At 66.8% G+C, this 24879-nt stretch carries 20 protein-coding genes and 1 other annotated feature; of the genes, 4 read left to right on the plus strand and 16 right to left on the minus strand.

What is annotated here, in order from left to right; genetic code table 11:
• Positions 1-11: 11 nt before the first annotated feature.
• From VFC51_11185 to VFC51_11200, 4 genes are all read right to left on the minus strand, one after another.
• Positions 12-824, minus strand: a complete 813-nt coding sequence (locus tag VFC51_11185; GenBank protein HZT07585.1) for an NAD(P)-dependent oxidoreductase — start codon at positions 822-824, stop codon at positions 12-14.
• Positions 825-892: 68 nt separating this feature from the next.
• Entirely contained in the window at positions 893-2056 is a 1164-nt protein-coding gene (locus VFC51_11190; protein HZT07586.1) for a Rieske 2Fe-2S domain-containing protein, read from the minus strand.
• Positions 2053-3762 (minus strand): ABC transporter substrate-binding protein, encoded by a 1710-nt coding sequence (locus VFC51_11195; GenBank protein HZT07587.1) that lies wholly within the window; start codon positions 3760-3762, stop codon positions 2053-2055. Before VFC51_11195 ends, VFC51_11190 begins: the two co-directional genes overlap by 4 nt.
• A gap of 199 nt (positions 3763-3961) precedes the next feature.
• Positions 3962-5137, minus strand: coding sequence for an amidohydrolase family protein (locus VFC51_11200; protein ID HZT07588.1), 1176 nt, complete (start codon positions 5135-5137; stop codon positions 3962-3964).
• A 144-nt stretch (positions 5138-5281) separates the two neighbouring features.
• On the opposite strand from VFC51_11200, the gene VFC51_11205 reads away from it, so the two are divergent.
• Complete coding sequence (locus VFC51_11205; protein HZT07589.1) at positions 5282-6406, plus strand: amidohydrolase family protein; 1125 nt, start codon at positions 5282-5284, stop codon at positions 6404-6406.
• Between the two features lie 159 nt (positions 6407-6565).
• Here VFC51_11205 and VFC51_11210 read toward each other — a convergent pair whose 3' ends face one another.
• A complete protein-coding gene (locus tag VFC51_11210; GenBank protein ID HZT07590.1) occupies positions 6566-9328 on the minus strand; it encodes a cation-translocating P-type ATPase in 2763 nt (920 codons plus the stop codon).
• Between the two features lie 101 nt (positions 9329-9429).
• Here VFC51_11210 and VFC51_11215 point away from each other — a divergent pair, with 101 nt between their 5' ends.
• The gene (locus VFC51_11215; GenBank protein ID HZT07591.1) at positions 9430-10209 is read left to right on the plus strand and encodes a class I SAM-dependent methyltransferase; all 780 of its coding nucleotides are present in this window, start codon (positions 9430-9432) and stop codon (positions 10207-10209) included.
• 87 nt (positions 10210-10296) lie between these two features.
• Here VFC51_11215 and VFC51_11220 read toward each other — a convergent pair whose 3' ends face one another.
• From VFC51_11220 to VFC51_11235, 4 genes are all read right to left on the minus strand, one after another.
• Positions 10297-11394, minus strand: a complete 1098-nt coding sequence (locus VFC51_11220; protein ID HZT07592.1) for an ethanolamine ammonia lyase-activating protein — start codon at positions 11392-11394, stop codon at positions 10297-10299.
• A gap of 113 nt (positions 11395-11507) precedes the next feature.
• The gene (locus VFC51_11225) at positions 11508-12380 is read right to left on the minus strand and encodes an NAD(P)-dependent oxidoreductase (protein ID HZT07593.1); all 873 of its coding nucleotides are present in this window, start codon (positions 12378-12380) and stop codon (positions 11508-11510) included.
• 1 nt (position 12381) lies between these two features.
• The gene (locus tag VFC51_11230; protein HZT07594.1) at positions 12382-13596 is read right to left on the minus strand and encodes a glycerate kinase; all 1215 of its coding nucleotides are present in this window, start codon (positions 13594-13596) and stop codon (positions 12382-12384) included.
• Complete coding sequence (locus tag VFC51_11235; GenBank protein HZT07595.1) at positions 13589-13882, minus strand: putative quinol monooxygenase; 294 nt, start codon at positions 13880-13882, stop codon at positions 13589-13591. Before VFC51_11235 ends, VFC51_11230 begins: the two co-directional genes overlap by 8 nt.
• 293 nt (positions 13883-14175) lie before the next feature.
• Here VFC51_11235 and VFC51_11240 point away from each other — a divergent pair, with 293 nt between their 5' ends.
• Entirely contained in the window at positions 14176-15762 is a 1587-nt protein-coding gene (locus VFC51_11240) for a peptide ABC transporter substrate-binding protein (GenBank protein ID HZT07596.1), read from the plus strand.
• Here the strand turns inward: VFC51_11240 and VFC51_11245 are convergent.
• On the minus strand, positions 15759-17018 hold the full coding sequence (locus tag VFC51_11245; protein ID HZT07597.1) for a hypothetical protein: 1260 nt from the start codon (positions 17016-17018) through the stop codon (positions 15759-15761). The genes VFC51_11240 and VFC51_11245 overlap by 4 nt on opposite strands.
• Before the next feature lie 157 nt (positions 17019-17175).
• Between VFC51_11245 and VFC51_11250 the strand changes: the two genes are divergently transcribed.
• Positions 17176-17955 carry a class I SAM-dependent methyltransferase gene (locus tag VFC51_11250; GenBank protein HZT07598.1) on the plus strand — a complete coding sequence of 260 codons (780 nt, stop codon included), beginning with the start codon at positions 17176-17178 and terminating at the stop codon, positions 17953-17955.
• Between the two features lie 8 nt (positions 17956-17963).
• On the opposite strand, the gene VFC51_11255 is transcribed toward VFC51_11250, so the two are convergent.
• The 6 genes from VFC51_11255 to VFC51_11280 form a co-directional block, all read right to left on the minus strand.
• Positions 17964-18671 carry a hypothetical protein gene (locus tag VFC51_11255; protein HZT07599.1) on the minus strand — a complete coding sequence of 236 codons (708 nt, stop codon included), beginning with the start codon at positions 18669-18671 and terminating at the stop codon, positions 17964-17966.
• Between the two features lie 114 nt (positions 18672-18785).
• Positions 18786-19841 carry a YCF48-related protein gene (locus VFC51_11260; GenBank protein HZT07600.1) on the minus strand — a complete coding sequence of 352 codons (1056 nt, stop codon included), beginning with the start codon at positions 19839-19841 and terminating at the stop codon, positions 18786-18788.
• A gap of 237 nt (positions 19842-20078) precedes the next feature.
• On the minus strand, positions 20079-20804 hold the full coding sequence (locus VFC51_11265) for a hypothetical protein (GenBank protein HZT07601.1): 726 nt from the start codon (positions 20802-20804) through the stop codon (positions 20079-20081).
• Positions 20805-20851: 47 nt separating this feature from the next.
• Entirely contained in the window at positions 20852-22453 is a 1602-nt protein-coding gene (gene cimA / locus VFC51_11270; GenBank protein HZT07602.1) for a citramalate synthase, read from the minus strand.
• A gap of 29 nt (positions 22454-22482) precedes the next feature.
• Positions 22483-22745: a binding site (T-box leader), on the minus strand.
• 77 nt (positions 22746-22822) lie between these two features.
• Complete coding sequence (locus tag VFC51_11275; protein ID HZT07603.1) at positions 22823-23206, minus strand: hypothetical protein; 384 nt, start codon at positions 23204-23206, stop codon at positions 22823-22825.
• Between the two features lie 32 nt (positions 23207-23238).
• Positions 23239-24753, minus strand: a complete 1515-nt coding sequence (locus VFC51_11280; GenBank protein ID HZT07604.1) for an FTR1 family protein — start codon at positions 24751-24753, stop codon at positions 23239-23241.
• Positions 24754-24879: the final 126 nt, after the last annotated feature.

The raw sequence follows: 24879 nt of genomic DNA on the forward strand, positions 1-24879 counted from the left end.
CTGGAGGGCGATCACTGCTCCATCAGGGCCCACGGGATGACCTGCTGCGCCAGCGCCGTCGCGGGCGCGGGGACGTCGAGGTCGAAGGCGAGCCCCAACACAGCGCGGAGCCCCCGGTAAAAGGGGCGCGGGTCCGTCGTCGCCATGGGACGATAGTGCTGCAGCCAGCGGTCCGTCATGTAGCTCTGGCCCGCGCTCACCGCCAGCAGCTTCTGGAACGACTCGAGGTCCACGCCGGCCGTCTCGGCGATCCGGAACCCTTCGACGGCGGCGAGGATGTTCACGACGGTGATGGCCTGCTGCGCCGCCTTGGCCGCCGCCCCCATGCCGAGGTCGCCCATGTGAAAGATGTTCTCTCCGGAGGCCTCCAGCACGGGGCGACAGCGCTCGAACGCGTCCCTCGGTCCGCCCACCATGAAGCAGAGGGTGCGCGCCCGGGCCCCGGTCTGGCCGCCGCTCATCTGCGCATCGATGACCTCGACGCCGCGCTGACGCCCGCGCGCGGCGAGGCGGCGCGCCGTGTCCGGGTGGATGGTGCTGTGGATGGCGACGACGGTTCCCGACACTGCGGCGTCGAGGGCGCCGTGTTTGCCGACCAGCGCCTCCTCCACAGCCCGATCGTCCGGCACAGCGAGAGCGATGATCTCGCTGCGCGCACCCAACTCGCGCGGGGACGCGGCCGCCACGGCGCCGAGGCGGACAAGCTCGTCCATCGGCTCCTGGCGAACGTCGTAGACGGCGAGGTCAAACCCCGCGTTCTGAATGTTGGTCGCGATGGGTTTGCCCATCTGGCCGAGGCCGATGAACCCGACTCGAGTCGGCACTCCCGTCACTCCTTCATGATTCGAATTCGGATGCCCACGATCAGGCCGAACGGAACAGGGGCGGGACTTCACCCGCCGACGCTGCTCATGTCCGCAAGGCCCGCCGGCTCGGTCCACTCCTTCAGCGGTCGTCCGTCGGCCAACGCCTTCAGCTCCCGCTCCCAGATGGCCCGCTTGAGGATCACCGTCTGGTCGATGCTGGCGAGCCGCTCAGGCGGACGCTCGCGCGACGGGCCCTGGCCGACCTGCGTGACGTAGTCCTCGATCCAGAACAGCTTGTACATGCTCGTCTCGGGCGCCACATCCTCCACGCGCAGGTTCCCGCGAAGGATCGCCTCCCCGATTTCGTTCGGCGATGGGCCCTCGGCCTCCTCCGACCTCTGGCGACGCTGCGCGTACGCCTGTGCCTCCTCGCCCGTCAGATGCAGGAAGTCCACAACAAAGCTGATGCAGCGATCGTCGTTGATGGGGACGCGCCAGAAGAGCCGGTCGACGAACAGCCGCTGCGCGTCTTCCATAGTCCCCTCCACGCGCACGACGGACCGCGTCTGGTTGATATTGGGCATATGGAAGTGGATGTAGAAAGGCGGCCGCCCGGGGGCGAGCACGGCGCTCCGCACGCCGTACTCCGTTTCCGTCACCGTCGTGGAGCGGTCGCCGATCTGCGCCGAGCGGCCGGCCCGGAGCTGCGACTCCCGGTGCGTGTACGGGACGTGGCCCGGATCGTTGTCGATGCGGCTGAAGTAGCTGCACGGCCAGATCTCCGGCACGCCCGTCTCGACGAGCCCCGGGCGCTCGAAGTCGGGGAAGCGGCGCAGGGGTGGCGGATCGCCCTCGCCCAGGTAGGCGAAGACGAGCCCCAAATACTCGCAAACGGGGTACGTGCGAATCGTGACCCGGGCCGCGTACGCCTCGTCCTCTCCGGGCATCTCTACGCACTGGCCGGACCCGTCGTACATCCAGCCGTGGTAACGGCAGCGGATGCAGTCGCCCTCGACCCAGCCCACAGAAAGCTGGGTGCCCCGATGCGCACAGCGGAACGCGACCAGGTGGGGGTCGCCGCCCTCCCCGCGATACAGGGTGAAGCGCTCGCCCATCAGCTCGATGGGCTGCGCATAACCGGGCTTCAGGTCCTTGACGCGGGAAACCGGCTGCCAAAACCGGCGCAGATAGCGGCCGGCGAGGGTTCCCGGGCCGACCCGCTCGAAATCGGCGTAGGTGATCTCGGTCATTTCCACGCCCACTCGTGGATGTTCCCGAACCGGGTGCTGTCCGGCGTGATCGGCTCCGGTCCGGTGATCGCGCCCGAGTACGCGACGATCTGGAAATTGTAGTAGAGCGGGAGCGAGGGTAGCTCGTCGCTTAGCCGCTTCATCATCTGCACCATGAGCCGGTTCGACTCCGCGCGGTCCAGGGTCGTGGTCCACTGGTCGTAGATCCGGTCAAACTCCGGGTCCGACCAGCCCATTCGGTTCCCGCCGACCCAGTTGTCGTCCGGTCCGCCGATGTTGGTCGTGAGCCACTTGTTGAGGCCGAGCCCGATCTGGAGCGTGTTGTTGTTCAGCGTCAGCGCCGGAAAGGTCCCCTTGGTCTTGTCGTCGACGGCCCGCGTGGACGAGGGCAGCAGCATGATCGCGGGATCGAAACCACCGTCGTGAAGGTTCCCGGCGACGATGGTCGTGTCCTGCTCTTCCTGACCCCCAGACACGCCACGAACCTCGAGGTGCATCCGGCCATCGGTTGGGCTCACGTACACGCCGTCTGGTCCTTTCGTGAAGCCGGCCTGGGCCATGTTCTGCTCGGCCGCGCGCAGGTCGTACGGGTACTTGGTGATGGCCTTACTCACGTCGGGGAAATAGGGCTCGCTCGGCGGGGGGATCGTATCGGCAACCATGGAGCTATCGTCCAGCATCGTCTCAGCCAACGCGGATCGGTCGATGGATTGCAGGACCGCGCGCCGGACGCGCACGTCGAGCAGCGCCTTCGGGTTCACGTAGTCGGGCCGCGCCTGGACCTGGATGTAGCGAAGACTGGTCGGGTTCAGCAGCAGGGTCCCGTTCGTCTGTGGGACCCACTGCTCCTTCAGCGTTCGGGCTTGATCGAAGCGCAGCGAGCCATCGAGGGCAACGTCCGCGTCGCCCGCCATGAGGCGTGTGACGGTCACGTTGGGATCGTTGTTCCACGTGAGGCGCACCCGGCCGATCTTCGGCTTGCCGAGGGCGAACTTGTCAAACGCGACTCCCTCGATAAACGCGCCGCGCTCCCAGTGCTCCACACGGAACGGCCCCGCGCCGACGTAGTCGGTGGTCCAGTAGGCAAGGTTGCCGAAGGCGTCGCCGTCTCCCTGATCGAGCGACGCCTGCAGCATCGCGCGCGGGAATGGCAAGAGGTCAGGGGCCGCGGCGAGCATATATGGACGCTTCCACCGAATGACGACCGTTTGAGTATCCGGCGCGACTACCTCGTCCGTCTGGCGGAGCTCCGCGCTCGTCTGGTCGAGCCCCCAGTCGACCCGCGCCACCTCGACGCGCCAGCCGAAGGCGAAATCCTCGGCCGTGAGGGGCGTTCCGTCGTGCCAGGTGAGGTCACGCCGCAGGCGGTACGTCGTCTCCATCTTCCCATCGGGCGTCACCTTCCACGTGTCGGTGTTCAAGGTGGGAAGCTTCTCGGCGAGGACCGGGTACGGCTCATTCTGGAGGTTCCAGTAGCCGAGCCCGGCGCTGAAGAGCGGCTTGTGCACGGCGCTCCGGTCAACGGCGGAGTCCATCATGGTCGGCGGCTCGACCCGCATGATGATGCCGAGGGTGCGGCTCGACGGATCGCCGGCGGTCCCCGAATCCCCGCGCGGCGCGCCGCCGGTCGTGGGCGCCGGCCCCGGTCCACACGCTGCCAGACCCAGGGCGATCAGCAACACGATGGATGTCAGATCGAGTCTCACAGCGCAGACCTCCCGGCGGGCCGTTCGCGTCGGAGCGAGACGTCGCGTCGGCGGACTCGGAGGCAACCGTCGGACCAGCTGACCTCACGCATCTTCGCCACGTCGATCTCCTCTCATACGATGCCTGTATATCCCTGTGCAGCGAGCGCCGTCAAACCCCGGTCCGGTCCCTCGGGCCCCAACGCCCGGACGTCCGGGTCTACGGCTCGCCGAAGAACCGCACCGCGTTGTCCCAGAGGAGCTTCCGTAGCTGATCTGGAGTGAGGCCCCTCCATTCGAATGGGATCTCGGCCGAGTTGGGAAAGCGCGATTCCGGGTGCGAGTAGTCTGATCCGAAGGTCAGGATGTGGTCGCCCAGCAGCTCGGTGACCATCCGCACCATCCGCTCGCCCTCGTGCAGCACGGTCGCGGCGAAAAATCGCCCGCCGGTCATGTACTCGCTCATCGTGTGCTCGAGGCCTTCAGCGACGTACCCCATATAGACAGCCTGGTCGTCCATCCGCTGGGCCCAGAATGGGAGCCAGCCGATGCCCGATTCCAGGATGCCGAATCGGAGATTCGGGAAGCGGTCCATGATGCCCGCCCCGAAGAACGCGGCGACCGCGCGCATGGCCCCCCACGGGTGCGACGCCAACCGCCCCAGGAAGGGATTGGACCACAGGTCGCGGTGGCCAGGATACCCGGCCGAAAAACTGTGGTGGATTACGGCCAGGTTCTCGTCCTGCGCGGCTGCCCAGATCGGATTGAGATCCGGGTGGTCGAGCGGGTAGTTGAGGGGCAGGTGGGGCTCCACGGCGACGCACCAGCGGCTGCGCCCCCATCGCCTGATCTCCTCGACGGACTGCTCCACGGCCGCTGGGGTGACCGTGAGCCCGGCTTTCAGGCGGTGCTCGTCGGCGGCGCAAAAATCGTTCAGAAACCGGTGTCCGGCGCGGAGAAACTCCATGGCGATGTCGGGCTCGGGGTGGGTGGGAGCCCCGCCCACCATGAAATGCGCGTCCACGCCCTCGGCATCCATGTCGCGGAGGCGCGCCTGCGGATCGTCGTCGTCGCTTCCATCTGTCGGGTAGATCTCGGCCATGTTTTTCCCGTACGCGCGCGTGACGCCAGGCCGCGGTTCCGACTCTCCCAAGTACCGCGGGGGGTCGGTCCCCCAACCGCCGCCTTCGTCCATGCCCGCGCCGCGGAAGCGGTACCAGTGTCGGTACGGGGGCTGCATGGTCTTCCCAGCACGGGTGATGCGGATGGGCACGCGGTGCTCGTCCAGGTCCGGAATGCGCTCCAGAACGCTGCTCGGCAGGTAGGGGCGAAGCGCCTCGGCGGATGGCGCGATGTGAGTATCCGTGTCAAACACCTGCAGCCCGTGCTTCATCATGCAGCCCCCTGGCGACCGGCCCATTCCTGCAGTCTGGGCTCGTGGCGGCAATCACGCTGAGTATAAGGGGAGGGCACGTGGCGACCCTCGCCGCCCGCGTCACGTACAATGGCCCCTGCGCGTACAGCTCATGAGGAGGCGTCCGTGTTCAACGGGGTCAAAGTCCTGGACGTCCACAGCCACATCCACGACATTCCCATGATCGATCGCAGCCAGGCTCCTCGCCTGAGCTATCAGTTCTGGCACGACCTCTGGTACATCCAGGGCCTCGGCGCGGCCAAGCCATTGCCGAGCCCCATCGCCCCGGGTAAGCACTCCGACCGTCCCGGCAACCGAGATGAGGATTTCCAGGCGGTGGCGGCTGCGCTCGCCAAGTATCTCGAGGTCCGAAAGATCGACGCCCAGATCATCAGCCCGCATCCGCTCCAGTTCCACGGCTGGATGGAAGACGACATCCAGTTCAAAAGCTGGATTGCCTACCAGAACGACCTGGCGTTCAAAATCGTCCAGGCCAAGCCGGACGTGTTCCTGGGATCGTGTCAGCTCCCACAGCGCGCCAACCAGAAGGACACGGAGCACTGCCTGGAGGAGCTGGACCGCTGCGTTACCGAGCTCGGCTTCGTGGCTGCCTACGTGTCGCCCGACCCGAACGGGAAGGGCAACACGCCGCCCATGCACTCACCCTACTGGTTCCCGCTGTACCAGCGGTGCCAGGACCTGGGTGTGCCGATCATCGTGCACGGAACGGACGTCGTCGATCCGAAGTTTCACGCCTGGGAGATGAACCGCTACTTCGAATTCGGCTTCATGGTTCCGCAGTCCATCGCGATGGCGACGCTGCGACAGCATCCCGAGGTGTTCGAGCGATTTCCCGGCCTCCGCATCATCATTTGCCACTGCGGCGGCTTCATCGACCGCCTCGGCGAGAACGCGGCGTTCCGAGCGAAGGAGCATCGGGATCGCGTGGCGGGCGGACTGTTCTTTGATACCGCCGCCTACGATACGGACTTCCTCGCGCTGGCCATCAAGCAGCGCGGCTTCACGCAGTTCACCTTTGGGACCGAGGCCCCGGGCTCCGGTGTCGAGATCAGGCCCGGCACCAACCGCACCGCGGACGACCTCGTCCCGATGTTCGAGAGCGATCCTGCCCTGAGCTTCCTGACCGACGAGCAGAAGAAAGACATCCTGCACAGCACTCCCGCCAGGCTTGCGCCCGGGCTGGCTGACGCCGCCGCACAGAACGCGAAGGCCAGAGCAAAGGCGTACTGAGCGGAAGCAGCCGCGCCGCCAACTTCACGTGCCGCGGACCGGTGTCGGTCGCCTTCCTTTGCGCGCGGGCTCAGAACGAGCGCGGCCCGCTGCTTGCCCGTCATGCTCGGCGTCTTCCCTTGCGCGCAGGCTCAGAACGCTGACCATGCCTCCCTGCCCTCAGCGAGCTGTTGGGCGCCGCCTGGCGACGAGCTTCTCCAACTCAACGGCCCAAAACACCAGCATGCCGAGCCCAGCCGCCAGGGCGCAGTCCCGCAGAGTGAGCGGCGCCACGTTGAGCACGTGCCGCATGGCGGGCGTGGAAACGGCCCCGAGCTGCAATCCAAGGGTCAACACGACCGCGCCCAGCAGGGCGAGGTTCGTGTGCAGACCGATGCGGAACACGGATTCACGCTCGGACCGCACTGCGATGACGTGCGCCATCTGGGCCACCACGAGCGTCGTGAAAAGCATGCTCTGCCATTGCGGCTGACCCGAGCGCCAGTAGCCATAGCCGACCCCGAGGACGATCAGGGCCATGAGGAGCCCGACCCATGCGATGTGGCCGCCCAGTCCTCGCGCCAGGATGCTCTCCCCGGGACGGTAGGGTGGACGACGCATCGTTCCGCGCTCCGGCGGCTCGAGGTCGAGCGCGAGCGCCGGTAGCCCGTCGGTCACAAGGTTCACCCAGAGAATCTGCAGCGGCAACAGGGGCAACGGCATTCCCATGAGCGGGCCGATCAGCATGACCCACAGCTCGGCCGAGTTCGCGGTCATCAAGAAGCGGACGAACTTTCGAATATTGTCATAGATGACCCGGCCCTCCTCGACCGCGGCCACGATGGTAGAAAAGTTGTCATCCAACAGGACGATGTCGGCGGCTTCCTTCGCGACGTCGGTGCCGGCAGCGCCCATCGCCACGCCGACATCCGCCGCCCTGAGCGCCGGCGCATCGTTGACGCCGTCGCCCGTCATCGCCACGACATGGCCCCGCGTCTGGAGCGCGCGCACGATCCGCAGCTTGTGCTCGGGCGCTACCCGCGCAAACACCGGTACCCGTTCCACCGCGGCGCGCAGCTCGTCGGGCGACAGCCGGTCGAGATCCGAGGCGCTCAACATCTGTCCATCGCGCGCGATGCCCACCGCGCGAGCGATCGCCAACGCCGTGAGGGGGTGATCTCCGGTGATCAGGATGGGGAGGACCCCGGCCTCCCGGCAGGTCTCGACCGCCGCCCGCGCCTCAGGGCGGGGTGGATCGATGATGCCGACGAGACCCAGGAATACCAGATCTCGCTCGAGCGATGCCGGCTCCCGGAAGTCTGTCGCGCCGTCGATAGGCCGCGCCGCCACCCCGAGCACGCGCATGCCCCGCTGTGCCATGCGGCTGCTGGATAACTCGAACCGAGCGCGCAAGTCCGGTTCCAGCGGCTGCGCGCGAGACCCCACCAATACGTGCGTGGCGATGGGGAGGACTTGCTCGACCGCGCCCTTGGCGAAGGCGACGTAGGCCGTGTCCGCCCCGCTGCGCCACGCCCGCCACGCTGGCAGGAGCGCAGCGGGAACCGTGTGCCCGACGGTGGGGACCGCGTGCACCGTCGTCATTCGCTTGCGTACCGCGTCGAACGGGGCCTCGGCGATCCGCGGGAAGGCCCGGTCGAGTGCTGGCTTTTCCAGACCGAGCGCCGCCGCCGCGACACTCAGGGCGACCTCCGTGGGGTCGCCGAGCTGCTGCACGTCTCCCGACCCCGAACCAACGGGCTCGACGACCGCGTCGTTGCACAGCGCACCTGCCGCGAGAAGGAGAGCGATGGGCGTGCTCGAAGGCTGGTCCTGCAGCGCTGGCGGCGGCCCGGCCGCCTCCGCCCACCTCGCGACGAGCGCGCGGAAGTCGGTGACCTCGCCCGAGACCTCGATCTCGGCCACCTCCATCCGGTTTTGCGTGAGTGTGCCGGTCTTGTCGGTACAGATGACGGTGACCGAGCCGAGGCTCTCCACCGCGGACAGCGTACGCACGAGGGCTCGCCGTTTGAGCATGCGCTGGGCGCCCAAAGCGAGGGCGATGGTCACGACCGCGGGCAGGCCCTCGGGAACGGCAGCGACGCCGAGGCTTATGGCGGTCAGGAACAGAAGGCGGGGCTCCTCATGGCGCAAGAGCCCGATTCCAAACATCATGCCGATCAGCACGAGCACGATCCCCACGAGCACGCGGCCGAGCTGGTCCATGCGCCGTTGGAGCGGTGTTGGCTCCCGCTCGACAGACGCCAGCATGGACGCGACACGGCCGATCGCTGTTGCTGTTCCCACCGCTGTCACGACGCCTGTTCCCCGCCCGGCGACCACGCTCGTCCCCATGAAGGCCATGTTGGCGCGGTCCGCCAGCGGAAGATCGGCCTGGTCGATCGCGGCGGTGTGCTTGTCCACTGGCGCCGACTCGCCGGTCAGGCTCGACTCCTGAACGCGCAGGCCCGCCACCTCGAGCAGCCGACAGTCCGCGGGCACGGCGGTGCCCGCGTCCAGGAGCACGACGTCGCCCGGGACGAGGTCGCGCGCGGCGATCTCGCGAACCCGTCCCTCTCGTCGCACTCGAACCGTCGGAGCCGAGACGCGCCGCAGCTCGGCCATCGCGCGCTCGGCGCGGTACTCCTGCCCGAAACCCAAGAAGGTGTTCAGGACCACGATGGCGAGGATTACCAGCGCATCGCCGACGTCACCTGTCAACAGGGAGATCGCGATCGCACCCAACAAGACGACGACCGTGAGCGATTTGACCTGGCTCCCGAGTATCAGCGCTGCGGTGCGCCGCTCCCGCTCGACCAGCTCGTTCGGGCCATGGGTGGCAAGGCGCCGGCGCGCCTCGGCGTCGGTGAGGCCGCGCGCCGGGTCGGACCCCAGCGAGCGGACGGCAACCGCGGGATCGAGCCGGTACCAATCGTCCACGGCCATCACACCTTCACACTATGGTGCCAACGCGGAATCGTACTGACGCGCGGACGTCGCGGCGATATAACCGATCCATCGATGCGCAAGAGAGAGGAGGCGGCAGCGTGACACAGTCGGATCCTCGGGGGATGCACGACTGGCACTCCCCGACGTACGTCCAGGAGTGGATCGGCGGCTACACCAGCGACGAGCGCAAGCGATCGCTCCGGCGCATCCCGTACCTGGTCCCCTTCGATCCTGGAGAGCGGATTCGCGTTCTGGACGTCGGCGGCGGGTGGGGGCCGGTGACCACGGAAGTCCTCGAGGTGTTTCCCAACGCTGAGGTGGTCCTTCATGACTTCTCCGAGCCGATGCTGAGGGAAGCGGCATCGCGCCTGGCTCGCTTCGGCGATGCCGTCCGCTACGTCCGCGGCGACCTGCTCTCCGCCGAATGGAAGGACGAGATCGTCGGGCAGTTCAACGCCGTGGTCTCGTCGCTCGCCATCCACAACGTTCGCTTCCCGGATCGCATCCGCGCGATCTACGGCGAAATCTTTTCGCTGGTGGCGCCGGGCGGCTGCTTCATCAACCTGGACCAGGTGGCCACGGGGAGCCTCGCAGCCAATGCGAGTCGCCACGCGCAGCAGATGGAGCGGCGGCAGCATCTCTACGACGAGACGGGGCAGTGGGCAACGCTGGAGGAGATCGGCGAGCAGGGCGGGCACGGTCGACCTGCCCACGCGACCGCGCAGCCCGATCCCGAGACGCTCCGCCGCATCGCCGCGGCCGAGCCAGCCACGCTGGCCAATCAGCTCCGCTGGCTCCGTGAGGTGGGCTTCGATGACGTCGACTGCTTTGGCCGCGAGCGCACCAGCGCGTTGATCGGCGCGTTTCGAGCACCGTGAATCAATGCAGGAGCGGTCCGGTGATTCGGACCGCTCCTGCATTGTGTCTATTCGCGCTCACAGCCCATCAGCCTGGGCGCGGGCGTCCTATGCGCGAGCTCGGCGCCGCGGATGGTCCATCGTGACCTCCGCGCCGTTCTTCCGACACTCGGACTCGAAGCGATCAAAGACGTCCGGGTCCTCATCCTCGTACTCGATCTGCCAGCCGCCCTCTTTCTCGCTCAGGTCGGCTCCCTGGTGGTTCGCCATCGTGTTGCCGACGTAGAGGCCGCCGAAGGTGTACGCCAGATAGCGCGCCGGCTCCGGGCCGCTGTTGAAGTGCTGATGGTACTGGCCATCCATCGGTGAGAAGATGGAGCCCTCTTTCCACGGCACCATCTGCTTTTCCTTGTCGCCCTTGAACCAGAGCAGCGAGTAGCCGATGCCGCTCAAGATGATGATCTCCGCGCCCGGGCCGTGATGGTGCGCCTTCTTGTAGCTCCCCGGAGGAAATTCGCTCATGTGGGCCGACATTGCATTGCCCGACATGACGAAGAACATGTTCGTGCCGCCGGCGCCCCGCTCCTTCCAACTCTCGAGCTTGAAGGAGCGCGTGTCGGGAATGAAGTTCGTCTGCCACCGGCGAATGCCGATCTTCTTGCCCGGATCGGTGAAGTAGTCGTCCTCGCCGCTGTATCGATCCTTGAACACGTAGTCGGTGTTGAAGGGGAACTCCTGGTCCCGAACCGCGTTCATCTGCAGCGGGCACGTCGTCGCGGTGAAGAGTCGGGCCGGCTTCTGTCCATCGAGGTTGAAGTGCTGATAGTAGCAATTCAGGGGCGGGGAGAAGAGGCTACCGGCCTGCCACTCCACCGTCTGCTTCTTGGTCGATCCGGGCTGCCAGATGGTGGTGGCGCCGCGCCCATCGACCACGTAGTAGGTGGACTCGAAGAGGTGGTGCAGCTCCTTGGTCTGTCCGCCCGGGGCGATCTCCATCAGCCAGCCGTCGTTCTGCTCCTGGGCGGCGAGGTTGATGATGGCGCCCTTCTGCCCGATCCGCTCCCACGGCTTGACATCCGCGGTATGGAGATCCGAAACGTGGGAGCCCTCATAGACGGGCACGCCCTCTTCGGCCTTCCAGAGCGAGTAGGCCGTGGGGCCCCGGGTCCAATTCGCGCGGGTGCTACCGTTTTCCTGCTCGGTCACGATCGATCCTCCGAACATTCTGTTCCGCCGCCGCCGTTTGGGAGCCAGACAGCCCGAGCAGCGGCGCGCCGGTGGGGTGGTCTAACCGATGATACAAGAATGAGACCCGGCAGTCACTCGCCATCCGCGACGGGCGCCTCGTCCCATAGGCGCACGAGCGCCGCCATGTCCTCCTGCGCGAGGCCGCGGGCGCTGGCCTCGAGGAATCGCTGCTCGACGAGCGCGCCCAGGAGAAGCGGCACTCCCGACCGCATCCCTTCTCCGTGAATAAGCCCCAGGTCTTTGAGGATGAGCCCGACCGGCGTGGCCGGCGTGTAGTCGTTGGCGATGATGCGCGGGAGGTTGCGACGGAGCATCGTCGACGACCCGAAGGATGTCCCGACCAGGTCGAGGACGACCTGGAGATCCGCGCCCAGCTTCGCGCCAAACACCGCCGCTTCTGAGGCGGCCGCCGTGTGAATCGCGACCAGGAGCTGATTGACCAGCTTGATCACCTGGCCCGCGCCCACGGGGCCGCACAGGCGGACGTTCTCCCCGAAGGCGCGAAACACGGGCTCGGCGGCGACGAAGGTGTCGGCCTCGCCGCCGACCATCACCGTCAGCGTGCCTGCCTGCGCGCCCGCGGGTCCACCGGACATCGGGGCGTCCAGAAACGTGGCGCCGCGCTCGGCGAGGCGCTGGGCGCAGCGGCGGTTCAGCTCGGGACTCACGGTCGAGTGGTCTGCGAAAATTTGCCCGCGATGTGCCGCGCCGACGAGCTGGCTGTACACGTCCTCCACGCTCTCTGGCGTCGGGAGGGCCGTCATCACCATCTCGGCCCGTGCCGCCACGTCCGACGCCGAGCTGCCGATGCGCGCGCCGCGCTCCGCAAGCGCGTCCATGGGGCCGCGGGATCGATTGAACACGTGCACGACGTGGCCAGCGGCAAGCAATCGCTCCACCATTGGACGCCCCATCTTGCCGAGGCCAACGAAGCCCAGCTCCATGTCACGCGCCTCCCTCAGCACGCTGCGGGGCCAACCGCTCCAGCTCCTCCGCGACGACCGCCATCGCCGTCTGCCGTAACAACGTTCCCGCCTCCGCGACCGCGCGCTCTTCGCCGTACCGCTCGGTCAGGCTGACGATCCGGCACACGTAGCCGCCCTTCGAGGGGTCGGTGCAATCGGCGGCACCGGCTCCGGTCCCGCCGACGATGGCGATGGTTGGGACCCCCGCGCGACGCGCCGCGGCCGCCACACCGGCGACCGCCTTGCCCTGTAGCGTCTGGCGGTCGAGCCGCCCTTCGCCCGTCAGCACGAGCGTCGCGCGGCGACTACGCGCGGCGAAGCCGACAGCGTCGAGCACCAGGTCGATCCCCGGCGCGAGCCGCGCGCCGCACAACGCGGCGAGCCCGAAGGCGGCGCCGCCCGCCGCGCCGGCCCCCGGCGTCCGAGAGTCGAAGTCGACGAGGCCTGCCAGGTTGGCGAGGCCGTGCTCCAACGCGCGCACCTGGTCCGGCGTCGCCCCCTTCTGCGGACCGTACAGGGCCGCGGCGCCCTCGGGCCCGAGGAGCGGGCTCTGGACATCGCACGCGACATCGATGGCTGGTAGGCCCCGGGGAGGAACGACCTGGCGCACGAGCGACAGCATCTCGCCGGTCATCGGCCATCGCACAGGCCGACCGTTCGCGTCCAGGAACATCGCGCCGAGGGCCTGCGCCAGTCCCGCTCCTCCGTCGCACGTCGCGCTTCCGCCGACGCAGACGATGACCCGGGCGCAGCCCAAGTCGGCCGCGCGCCGAATGAGCTGGCCGGTGCCGTAGGTCGTGGTGCGCGTTGGGTCCCGTCGGTGCAGCGGGACGAGCCCCAGTCCGGCGGTCTCGGCCAGCTCGACGATGCCAATGGTCCCTCCGGCAGCCAGACCGAATCGCGCGCTGACCGGGCTCCCGAGCGGACCCGTCACCACGGCCCTCTCGATTCGCCCGCCCATCGCGTCAATGAGCGCATCGAGGGAGCCTTCGCCGCCGTCGGCGACGGGGCAGACATCTACGGCGATTTCTGACCCGAGAGAGCGGACGCCAGCTGCCATGGCCTGCGCGGCGGCCCGCGCGGACAGAGTCTCTTTGAAGCTCGCGGGCGCGCAGAGGACGCGGAGGCCGCCGTCGTTAAGCGGCGACGCCACGGCCTGAGCGGTTGCGCCACGGTTGGTCGTAGCGCTATGCATCCATCTTCACGAAGAAGGAGACGTCGCGCGACTCGAGCTGTGGAATCGCCTCGCCCACGACGTACCGCTGAAAATGCTCCGTCGCGCGGTGGGCCTCGTATCCCGCGGCGTCGACGTACACCTCGTAGAGGAAGAAGAGCCGCGGGTCCGCGAGCGCGCGATGCGGCTCGTACGTGAGGCAGCCCGGCTCGGCGCGCGAGAGCGGCGTCATCCTCTCGATCACGCGCGCCACCGCGTCTTCACTCCCCGGCTTCGCTCGCCACATGGCTGCGACGACATACGCCACGCGCCCTCCCGTATCGCTGTCTCTCGGGGTTCGCTTGTTTCAAGTATGGACACGCGAGACCCCGGCATCAACCGGCCGTTCGCCAGGCGTGCGAAATGCGACGCATGGTATGGTTCTGCAAGATTCCCTGTGGATTGAGATCCCGAGGTATGCTCACGTTGCGCCTGTCCTGCACACTCCCTATCGTCCTTGTCTGTCTCACGATCGTGGCCGCATGCGCACCGGGCGGCCCTGGGCAAACGGGCGCTGCGCCAAGCGCTCCAGCCTCTGGCGCGCCTTCGGCGCGAACCCTCGTGGCAGCCGTGCGGGTCGAGCCGGAGAGCCTCGCCACACGACCGCCCCAGGAGGCCGGCGTCGCCCTGTACCTGACGAAGGGCATGTTCAACGCCGAGCTGGCAGTGCTCGACACCCATGAAGTCGCGCAGCCGAACCTCGCGGAGTCGCTCCCGCAGCTCAACACGGACACGTGGCGCGTGTTCCCCGACGGGCGAATGCAGACCACATATCGCCTTAAACCCAACCTGACCTGGCACGACGGCGCGCCCCTCACCGCCGACGACTTCGTCTTCGCGTGGCAAACGTACACCCTGCCACAGCTTGGTCAGGCACGGCTGCAGCCGTGGAACGCCATCGAGGACGTGTCCGCCGCCGATGATCGAACCGTCGTGGTCCGCTGGAGCCGCCCATACCCGGATGCCGGCTCGCTGACGGGCCGCAATCGCGCCTTTCCGCCCCTCCCGCGTCACCTCCTACAGGAGATCGCTCAGCCCGATCAGGTGGATGCGCTCGTCAACTCGTCATACTGGACGCGCGACTTCGTCGGGCTGGGACCGTTCAAGCTGGATCGCTGGGAGCCCGGCGCGTTCATCGATGCGTCCGCATTCGACGGTTATGCGCGTGGGAGGGCCAAGATCGAACGCATCCATATGTTGTTCATGAGCGACGCCAGCACGGTTCTCGCAAACCTGTTGGGCGGCCAGGTCCATCTCTCCGCCGACACGTCGCTGCGCCTCGAAGAGGCGCAGACGCTCAAGGGGGAGTGGGGACCTCGAGGTCTCGGTACGGTGCTTGAGCACCCGAACCAGTGGCGCGCCACCAACTTCCAGTTTCGCCCCGAGATTGTGAGCCCGCGCGCGCTCCTGGACGTCCGCGTGCGGAAAGCCCTTGCCTATGCCGTCGATAAGGACGCGATCAATGACGCGCTCTACCACGGCTCCGGCGTCACATCAGACTTCATCATCTCCCCGGCGTCGGAATGGGGACCGGCGGTGGTGCGGGAAATGGTCAAGTACCCCTTCGATCTTCGCCAGTCGGACCGGCTCATGACCGAGGCGGGCTTCACGCGGGGACCGGATGGAACGTACGCGAACCCGTCCGGCGGCCGCTTCACCGCCGAGATCCAGACGAACGGCGCAGCCGACAACTCCGCCGAGCAGTCGATCCTGGCGAGCGGCTGGCGGCAGGCTGGCTTTGACGTCCAGGAATCGATCCTGCCGGCTGCCCTCGCTCAGGATGGGCAGGCCCGCGCGTCCTTCTCGTCGATGTTCACCAACAACACGAACTCCGGCGAGGCGAGCCTCCTGGCGTTCACGTCGCGAGGAATTCCGACCGCCGATAACCACTGGACCGGCGGCAACCGGGGCGGGTGGTCCAACGCCGACTACGACCGCTTGGCTCGCGAGTTCGACACCACGCTGGATCACGATGAGCGGATGGCGCAGATCGGGCAGATGGCAAAGCTGTTCACAGATGACGTGGCGTCGATTTCGCTCTTCTTCCGGACCCAGCCGTGGGCGTTCGTGTCAAGCCTCAGCGGGCTCGAGGTCGTAGGCCCCGAGGCCAGCATGGCGTGGAACATTAACGCGTGGGAGTTCCGCTAGGGTCGCCGTCCCGGCGGTATGCGAAATCTGCGGGTGGCCACGGCCGGCCGCTTGCGCATCGTCCGCGCTTCGAGCCACTCGAGATAGCTCCTCGCAGCGTTCTCCGCATACTCGAGAAATCGAAGGAGATTGATACGCGCGTCGTCCAGGGAGGAGACCGATCGCCGGGTCTCTGCCTCGGCCAGCCGCTCGCCTTCGCCCGTCGCGTGGGCCACGTACGCGAGAAATGTCACGGGCCCGACCAGCTCGGTGATCGCTTCGCGGACGAGTCCAGACTTGAACCGGGCCATCGGAAAATCGTCGACGTTGGTCAGCGTCGTCGCCAGAGCCTCGATCTGCTTCAGATAGGCCTGGATCGTGTTCACGTGGACGACGCAGGGGTCCTGCTCGATCTCGCGATAGATGAAGATGGTCTCGATCACGCTGGCGATGATCGAGAAAGCCTCGGAATTACTTTGGATCGGATCCTCCGCCCACGAAGCCTCGGAATCCAGCTGGTCCGACATCGCCAGCTGTTTGCCCTTCACAAAGCGCAGCCATCGCACCTGCTCGAGGCTCGAGACGACTCGCTCGTCGTCGATTCCCAGGGCATCCGGTCCGTCCGCGCGGGCGAGTGCGGACTCGATCCGCCAGACCAGCACGCGTTCGGCCAGACGGAGGAAGGGACCGGCAGTTAGCCGCTGCTTTCCGGCGTGGACCCGGAGCGCCTGTTCGTAGAGATCCCGCAGGTTCTCTTCCCCGAACGCCATAGCGAGCTCGCCGTCGCGGCTATCGGGATGGATGATCCGCAGCACCGTATCGGCAAGATCGCGGATGTCCGGGTTCCAGAAGAGGGCGGAGTAGCGCTGCATCCGCGCGACGAGCTGGTTGCCCTGAGCCAGCGTGGCCGCCACATCCCGTTCCCACTGCTTGGCCCGATTGATTCGGCTCGACTCGGCGAGATTGACGATCTGCATGATGATGTTGAGCGGCGTCGATCGCTGCAGATCGGTCGCCACCTGAATCGCAAGTCGAGTCTGGTACCAGGATGCTTCCTGGGGCTCGTCCGCCTCGAACATCCAGGAGCTGACTGGCGCAGCCAGGGGGTCGTCCACCACCCGGCTCGCCTCGATCACCACCATCGCGCAGCGTGCCCCGAGCGGCATGACCCCCGACGGGACCAGCGCCATGCGCGGCCTGCTTGGCGCTGGCGTCGGCGCTGCCGCGACCTGGCTGGCCCGAATGCGACCCTCGAGCGTCTTCCTGTTGAGCGCCATCCCCACTCTCAGCGAACCCGTCGAATCCATCCAGTTTACTCTTTCCGTCCCGCTTGCATCGTCCATAGGCGGCGCGAACCGGACGCGCATGTTGGGGAGCGCCATGGACGCGCTGCGCCATAATCAGGAGAGCCACGTACGATGACAGGGAGACGGCATGGAGCAGACAGTCCCGGGGGCGGTCGACTGGGAGGCTTGGGCGCGTCGATGGGAAGATCAACAGCAATGGCACATCCCCCGTCGCGAGCAACGGTTTCGCATCATGCTGGAGATGGTCGCTGAGATCGCCGGCCCGGAACCGCGGACGATCCTCGATCTGGCGTGTGGCCCGGGATCGATCAGTCGCAGAGTGCTGGAGCGGTTCCCACAGGCTCGCGTCGTCGCTCTCGACGCCGACCCATTCCTTCTCGAGATCGGGCGCCAAACGCTTGGAGACGCTGGTGGGCGCCTCCAGTGGGTGCGTGCCGACTTGCGCGATCCCGCCTGGCACGAATCCGTGGCAGGCCACGCGCCATTCGACGCCGTACTCACCGCAACTGCGCTGCACTGGCTCGCGCCGGGCGACCTCGTACGGGTCTATGGCGCGCTGGCGGACCTGATCCGGGAGGCCGGCGTGTTCTTCAACGCCGAGCACATTCTCGTGGCGCCCTCGAGCACACGGCTGGGGCGCCAGACGCAGGAGCTGCGCGGACGCTTGTGGCGCGCGGAGCGACCCGACGGCGAATCGTGGGATGAGTGGTGGAACGCGGCGCGGGATGAGCAGGCATTCGGCAGACTCCTGGCGGAGCGCGACACCGTCTTCAACGAGCTGCACCCGCGACACGACGAGTGTTTGACGAGCGCGTTCCACGTAGAGGCGCTGAGCGTGTCCGGATTCTCCGAAGCCGCTGTTGTATGGCGATTTCTGGACGACACGATCGTCGGCGCAATTCGCTGAAGCGCTCCTCAGCGCCGCCGTCGCCGGGCCCGTCTGGGCGCGGTGGAACGCGCGGCCATCACGCGTTGGGCGGCGGCAGGAACGGCGATGGGCGCAGCGGCTGGCGCGGGCCCGAATGCACGCGCGCCACTGCGCATTCGTCGGAGCAGCAGCGGGAGCACCCAGGTCACGCCGAGCATCAATCCGATGGTGAGACGCTGATCGCCGAGGACGCTGCTGAGCCACAGCGTGGACGCCATGATCAGCGCGAAGTAGCCCATGTCGCCGGTGATAGCGAGGGCCCATCCCGGAATGAATCCGTGCCCGGCCGCAGCCGCCGCCGCCCGCCCGGTCGACGGCGACACGGCAAAGCTGACGAGAATGAGCCCCAATGGGCCACGAGCGCCTTCATCGCGCAGTCCGACGCCCGCCGTAATCCGCGTCAGCCAGGCTCCCACGCGCCCGAGGGGAGGCACCAGTCTCCCAAGCCAGCGGAAGAATATGAGCACCGGCTCCGCGGTGAACGCAAGCACGACGTCCGACAGGAAGTAGAGAACCGCGGTTCCCCACGCGGGCACACCACCGTTCTGGGCCATGAGCACGCCGACCGGAATCCCGCCTCCGACGGGAAACAGGAACAGGAGGAACGCGCCCCACCCACCGGATGGCCATCCGGCGGGGACTGGTGCCGTCGGGTCTAAGAGCGCCTGCAGGAGATCTGGAGGGATGGGGGTCACTCAGCACGATGCTTCTGGGCCGTGTCGCGATCGCGGGGTGCGGACAACGCGCCGCCGGCACCCACAAGTGTACCAGGCAGGTCGGCCGAACGTGACCCTGGCTCGAGTCTGCCGTTATTCTCCGCCTTCGTCGCTTGGGGCCGACTCTTCTTCGTCGTACACGGGGACGAGATGGTAGTGGATGACGAATCCCTTATCGCCGACCACCCACCCGTGCTCTGAATCGGGGAAGCTGATACCGCGCACATTCGAGCTGGCTCCGAGCCTCCCGATCTCCTGCCACGTTGCGCCGCCGTCCGCCGTCATCACGACGATGCCGCTGTCAGAGTTGATGAGGACGTATCCGACCACTTCATTGAGAAACACCATGTCCTGGAGCGAGGAGGACGCGCGGACCCCGGTGAACTGACCGGTCCACGTCTGGCCGCCATCGGCCGTCGAGAGGATGGTGGCGGCATCCTGCCCAAAGGTCCACCCGGTGCTTGGATTGACAAACTGAATCTTCGACCGTCCGCAGCAGTAGAGATTCTGCTGCACTTCCTGCCACGTCGTGCCCCCGTCGACGGTGAGGGCGAGGCCGCCACGACCGCGGCGGGCGAGCCATCCGTGGCTGCTGTCGGTGAAGAAGGTGACCTCATAATCGTTGTGGGCGAGCTGGCCCGGGAGCGCGGTCCACGTTCGGCCGCCGTCATCGGATCGATAGACGTGGACCAGGCTCGTCTGGAACCGGGTCGATCCCACCGACGAGCCGGACCCGAATCCCGATACACCGCGCGCAAGCTCATTCGCTGGCTGCCAGCTATCGCCGCCGTTCGTGGTGTGGAGCAGCGTGCCGCGCGCCCCCACCCATCCGTCAGTCGCGCTGGTGAACTGGACATCCGTGAACTCCGGTCCGTTCGGTCGTCGGTCTACCAGCCGCTGCCAGCTCTGGCCGCCGTCTCGGGTGCGCAAAATCGTGTTGTTGGACCCCACGGCCCAACCGGTCAAGCTATCCACGAACTGGACCGCGCGTAAATCGTCGTCGACTCCGCTGTTTTGGAGGTCCCAACGCGGTACGTAGTGGACCTCTCCCTGCGCCGACGCTGTGCTCGTGTCCACGGGTTGACCGCGGAGCAGCGCCAAACACGTGGCCGCCGTGACTGCGAGGAGCGCAACAAAACGAAGACCCATGAATCCCTCCAATCGATGGCCTGAAGGCAGACGGAACTGGATGGCGGATGCGTAGCTGAGCCCGAAGTATGGCACTCGAGGGCCGCGTCCGGCCAGAGGGTGACCCGCCGCCCGCCTGGAGGGCCGGACGGAAACCGTCATTCTGAGCCTGCAGACGAGGAATCGGTCGAGAGTTGACCGCTATTAAAGAGATCTTTCGCTTCACTCAGGGGGACGAGTCGTTCTTCGGCCGCGCCGCTAGGGCAGCTCCTCCAGCAGCCGACCGTACCCGGAGATCGGCTGGCGGACGTGGAGCCGTCGCTGGACGGCCCAGACACGCGCGGGAACGGGATGGACCACGGCCACCTCGAGGTCTTGTTCCAGCATCTCGATGATGTCGAGAGTCCTCCAGCCGGATCCCAGCATGTAAATTCCCTCGACTCCGTGGTGTTTCAGAAATGCGCGCCTCGTGTGCGCGTAGACCTCCAGCGACGATATGCGTCCGACGTCCTCGAACGGGACATCGATTCCCTCCATGGCCAGCACGGTGAATCCCGCATCCTGAAAATACCGGGTGAACAGGTCGTTGATCTCGCCGGTGAAGTAGGTGACGCCCACGAAAGCGTGGATGCCCAGGGCGTGGAGGGCGGCGACCTGCGTTTGCGGCGTGGTGACGATGGGCACCCCGTACCGCTGCTGCCACCGATCGACGAGCGCTCGCTCCGCCTCGTGTCCCTGGACCATGAAGGGCGGCGCGCCCTCCGGATGGATGAGGTCGACGCCGAGACGCGCAAGCTCGGCTACTTTGGCCTCGACTGCCTCCAGGACGGTCGAGAATTCGGCGATCGTTCCCTCGCGGATATTCAGGAACGTCGGGATCACGCCGATACCCTCCGGAAGGAGGCGAATGAATTCTTCGAGAGAGCCCGGCCGCATGGTGGGCTTTACGACGCCGACAACGCCCCGCCAGCTCGTGAATGGCATAGCCACCTCCTCCGGGAAATTGCGCGCGCGGCGCGAGGGATCGTCGCCTAGACCGGCTCCGCCGACGCGGGGGACGGGACTAGCACCGCGCCGCTTTGGCGGGCGAGGCCGTACTCGATCGCGTCGGCCAACGCTTCCCAGCTTGCCTCCAGGATGTTGGTCGACACGCCCACGGTCGTCCACGTGCCATGCTCGTCGGCAGACTCGATCAGCACCCGAACCTGGGTGCTGGTCCCCTGCGAGCCGTCCAGGACGCGAACCCGATAGTCCGTCAGATGGATGTCCGCGATACCAGGGTAGAAGGGCTGCAGCGCCTTGCGCAGCGCCCGGTCCAGCGCGTGCACTGGGCCGTCCCCGTCAGCCGCGGTGTGCTCCTCGCGCTCGCCCACCATGAGGCGAATGGTGGCGTCGGTTCGAGGCTCCCCGCCACGATGGTCGATGGTCACGCGATAGTCCCGAAGATGAAAGCGGGGCTCCCAGAGTCCCAGCTGGCGGCGAAGGAGCAGCTCCAACGAGGCATCCGCTGCCTCGAACTGGTAGCCACGGCTCTCCAGCTCCTTGACCGTTTGCACGGCCCGCAATGCGGCCGGGGCGTCGTCGTCGAGATCGATGCCCATCTCCTTGGCCGCCGCGAAGAGATTGCTCCGGCCCGCGAGCTCCGAGATCAGGACGCGGCGCAGGTTGCCGACCGACGCGGGGTCCACGTGCTCGTACGTCCGTTCGTTTCGCATCATCGCGCTAACGTGGACGCCGCCCTTGTGCGCGAATGCGCTTCTGCCGACGTACGGTTGATTGTCGACGGGAACGAGATTGGCCACATCGTACAGATATGCCGAAAGCGCGGTGAGCTGGTCCAGCTTGGACGAGCAGGCCATCTCCGCGCCGAGCTTGAGCGCAGCGCCGGCGATGACCGGGCACAGGTCCACGTTTCCGCAGCGCTCTCCCACTCCGTTCACGGTCCCTTGCACCTGGGTGGCGCCGGCGCGAACTGCGGCAAGCGTGCTGGCGACGGCCGTGCCCGCGTCGTTGTGGACGTGGATCCCAACCCGCTGGTGGCCCGCGGCGAGCACCTCACTCACGATGCTCTCGACGTCCCACGGAAGCACGCCGCCGTTGGTGTCGCAGAGCACGATCCAGTCAGCGCCGGCGTGGGCCGCCGCGGCGAGCGTCTCCATGGCGTATTCCGGATCGGCGCGATAGCCGTCGAAGAAGTGCTCCGCGTCGTAGATGACCTCCCGTCCCTCCGCCTTCAGGAACGCCACCGAGGAACGGATCATCTCGAGATTTTCATCGAGGCTGGTCCGGAGCGCCTCGGTCACGTGGAGGGTCCAGCTCTTACCGAACAGGGTGACGACGGGCGTGTCGGCGGCGAGCAAAGTCCGCAAGCCCTCGTCGCCATCTGCGGCAACGCCCGCTCGCCGTGTGGCGCCGAAGGCAGTCAGTCGGGCATGCGCGAGGCGCAGCTGACGCGCGCGCTGGAAGAACTCCGAGTCTTTGGGATTGGATCCGGGCCAGCCGCCTTCAACGAAGTCGATGCCGAACTCATCCAGCTTTCGCGCGATGCGCAGCTTGTCCTCCACGGTCAGGGAAACGTGTTCTCCCTGCGTCCCATCCCGAAGAGTCGTGTCGTAAACGAAAAGCTGGCTCATGCGCTCTCCCAAACAAAAAATCCCGTCCCCAATGGGACGGGATCTATTCCCGCGGTACCACCCAGTTTCTTCGACGACGTCGAAGCGCTCGTATCAGGGTACGTGTTCATACCCTGGCCCATGGTAACGGGGGGCGCCCCGGCCACGTCTACTTGGTCGCCCATCGTCGAATGCAACCGTTCGGGCGGCGGCTCTGGGAGGATGTTCAGCGGAGGGGACGCGCCCGGTCGCACCAACCCCGGGCTCTCTGATCGTCCGCCGAGCGCCTACTCGTTCCCGTCGACGCCATATGCAATTGTTTCGGACCGCTGACCGTCGCAGGGATTCTACGAGAAGCCGTCCCGTTCGGCAACCGCGCGCGATCTTGTTTCAGTTCGATGCGCCGAACTGGGTCAGCAGGTCGGTCAGCGCCGAGATCTCAGCATGAAGTTGATCGGCATTGGGGACGTCCTCTCTCAACAATCGCTGAATAGTGGACATGTGGGATTCGACGTCTCGGTACCCATCGCGCCATACGGCGCGGAAACCGTCTTCGACATCGTCCCACGTCCCGTCAAAAGACTGCCACCCAGTTCGCGCAGCGTCCCAGTCCGAGGCGCTCACGGACTCATCGACGGACGTCGCGATAGCCAGCAGGCGTGACGCGTTGCCGGCCACGGCGTCGTCCTGCGCCAAGACGACCGGCGCAGCGGATAGAAGGGCGAACCCGAGGGCGACGGCGGTGAAAGTCGAAATCAGGATGCGATGCGACACAGATTGCCTCCCTGGACGAGTTGGCTCGCTGCTCAGCCAGCGGCCGATGGCTTGCGGACGAGGTCGACATTCGGGGCGCGTCGAACGCGCTCCGCAACGAGAGCGGCGACCGACACCATCACCAGCAGCAGCTGGGCGGCGGTTGTTTCCCACGTGGGATACACGCCGAGCGCGCCGATTTCGGGGAGATAGGGCGCGGTGGTCGCCTGCAGAACGCCAGCCACCTGCAGCGCATGGATGCCGGTTCCGACGAATTTGAACGCCAGGTAATAGATCAGCACCGTAGCGGCGGCGAAGAAGGGACGCAGCGGGAGACGCACCCCCAGCGCGAACATCGCAACACCCACGGCGACAAGCCCGACGACCCCCAAGGCGAGCCCGAGCGCGAGATCGCCCAGGGCGATCGAGGGGGCGATGCCCGCGTAGAAAAGCACCGTTTCGGCGCCCTCGCGGAACACCGCGAGAAAGGCCAGAAAGGCGAGGGAGAACAGGCTGTTACTGGAGAGGGCCGCCGTGCCCTTCTGCTGGATGTAGTGATGCCAGGCTCCGAGGCTCGCCTTGGAATGCAGCCAGTAGCTCATGTAGATCAGCATCGCCGCCGCCACGAGACCGGTCACACCTTCGAGCAACTCGCGATTCGACCCACCAGCCCGGGCAAAGATGACGTTGACGACGGCGGCAACGAGGACGCTGGCCGCGATAGCGGCAGCGCATCCCAACCAGATCCAGCGCGATTTGTCCCCGTGTCCCATCCTCTGGAGGAACGTGAGGAGCGCTCCGACCACGAGCAGCGCTTCGAGGCCCTCACGCAGCAGGATGATGGCGGCGTCGGGCACGCCGTAGTGCGATCCACTGGAGGCGACTTCCGAGAGGTCCGCGCGCATTTCGCCGAGGGTCTGACGCGCGGCGGCAACGTCGGGCGGCCTGCTCGCGAGCTGCGCGGCGGCTTTCGCCATGTTGTTCTCGATTCGGGTATACGCCGCCGCCGATCGGACCTTGACGAGTCCTTCGACATCGGTCCAGGCGTACCGGAACTCGTTCAGTTCCGCGATCGCGCCCGAGGTATCTCCCGCATCGAGGCGGGCAAGCGCTCCGTCAACCGTCGTCAGCAACCCCTGGACACTGGCGGGCTCAGCTACAGGGGACGGAGCGCTCGCGGGGCTGGGCGAGCCCGCGCTCACCTCGCTGATGAAGCTGTCGCACTCACTGCGGAGGCGCTGGAGCGCTTCCAGGGCACGCCCTTGATCGACGGGGTCGCTGGTGAGCGCGTATTTCGCGTCTCCCATCGCGTCTTCGATGGCGCGGTAGTGGGCGCGCGACACATCGCGGATGCCATCCTCGATGTCGTACCAGCCGTTGTCGAACGCTTGATAGGCCGCTCGTGCGCCGGCAAGGTCTCCCGACTGCAATCGGCTCGTGGCCGCATCGACCTGGACGACCAACGATGAGAGGTCATCGCTTGGGCTCGACGCGTGGACTCGTCCGAACGTCAGGAGAGCAAATGCGATCAGGAGCGCCAAACCGAGGCGCGCGGCCCAGCGAGTCAAGCAAGGCCTCCAGGAAAACCTAGGCGTCGGATGCTTGTTAGACTGTGCTAATCTAGCAGATTAGGCAGCGCTCTTCAAGGCGACGCCATGGAAACGCCCGAGCGCGTTCGACGCACAGGTCTCTGC

It is taken from the genome of Chloroflexota bacterium, assembly GCA_035652535.1.
Lineage (GTDB): Bacteria > Chloroflexota > UBA6077 > UBA6077 > SHYK01 > DASRDP01.

Coding starts and splice junctions, on each gene's coding strand:
- VFC51_11245 (HZT07597.1), bottom strand. CDS start 17,018: ATGGCGCTCAACAGGAAGACGCTCGAGGGTCGCATTCGGGCCAGCCAG.
- VFC51_11190 (HZT07586.1), bottom strand. CDS start 2,056: ATGACCGAGATCACCTACGCCGATTTCGAGCGGGTCGGCCCGGGAACC.
- VFC51_11265 (HZT07601.1), bottom strand. CDS start 20,804: ATGCCATTCACGAGCTGGCGGGGCGTTGTCGGCGTCGTAAAGCCCACC.
- VFC51_11225 (HZT07593.1), bottom strand. CDS start 12,380: ATGGAGCTGGGCTTCGTTGGCCTCGGCAAGATGGGGCGTCCAATGGTG.
- VFC51_11200 (HZT07588.1), bottom strand. CDS start 5,137: ATGATGAAGCACGGGCTGCAGGTGTTTGACACGGATACTCACATCGCG.
- VFC51_11250 (HZT07598.1), top strand. CDS start 17,176: ATGGAGCAGACAGTCCCGGGGGCGGTCGACTGGGAGGCTTGGGCGCGT.
- VFC51_11230 (HZT07594.1), bottom strand. CDS start 13,596: ATGCATAGCGCTACGACCAACCGTGGCGCAACCGCTCAGGCCGTGGCG.
- VFC51_11260 (HZT07600.1), bottom strand. CDS start 19,841: ATGGGTCTTCGTTTTGTTGCGCTCCTCGCAGTCACGGCGGCCACGTGT.
- cimA (HZT07602.1), bottom strand. CDS start 22,453: ATGAGCCAGCTTTTCGTTTACGACACGACTCTTCGGGATGGGACGCAG.
- VFC51_11210 (HZT07590.1), bottom strand. CDS start 9,328: ATGGCCGTGGACGATTGGTACCGGCTCGATCCCGCGGTTGCCGTCCGC.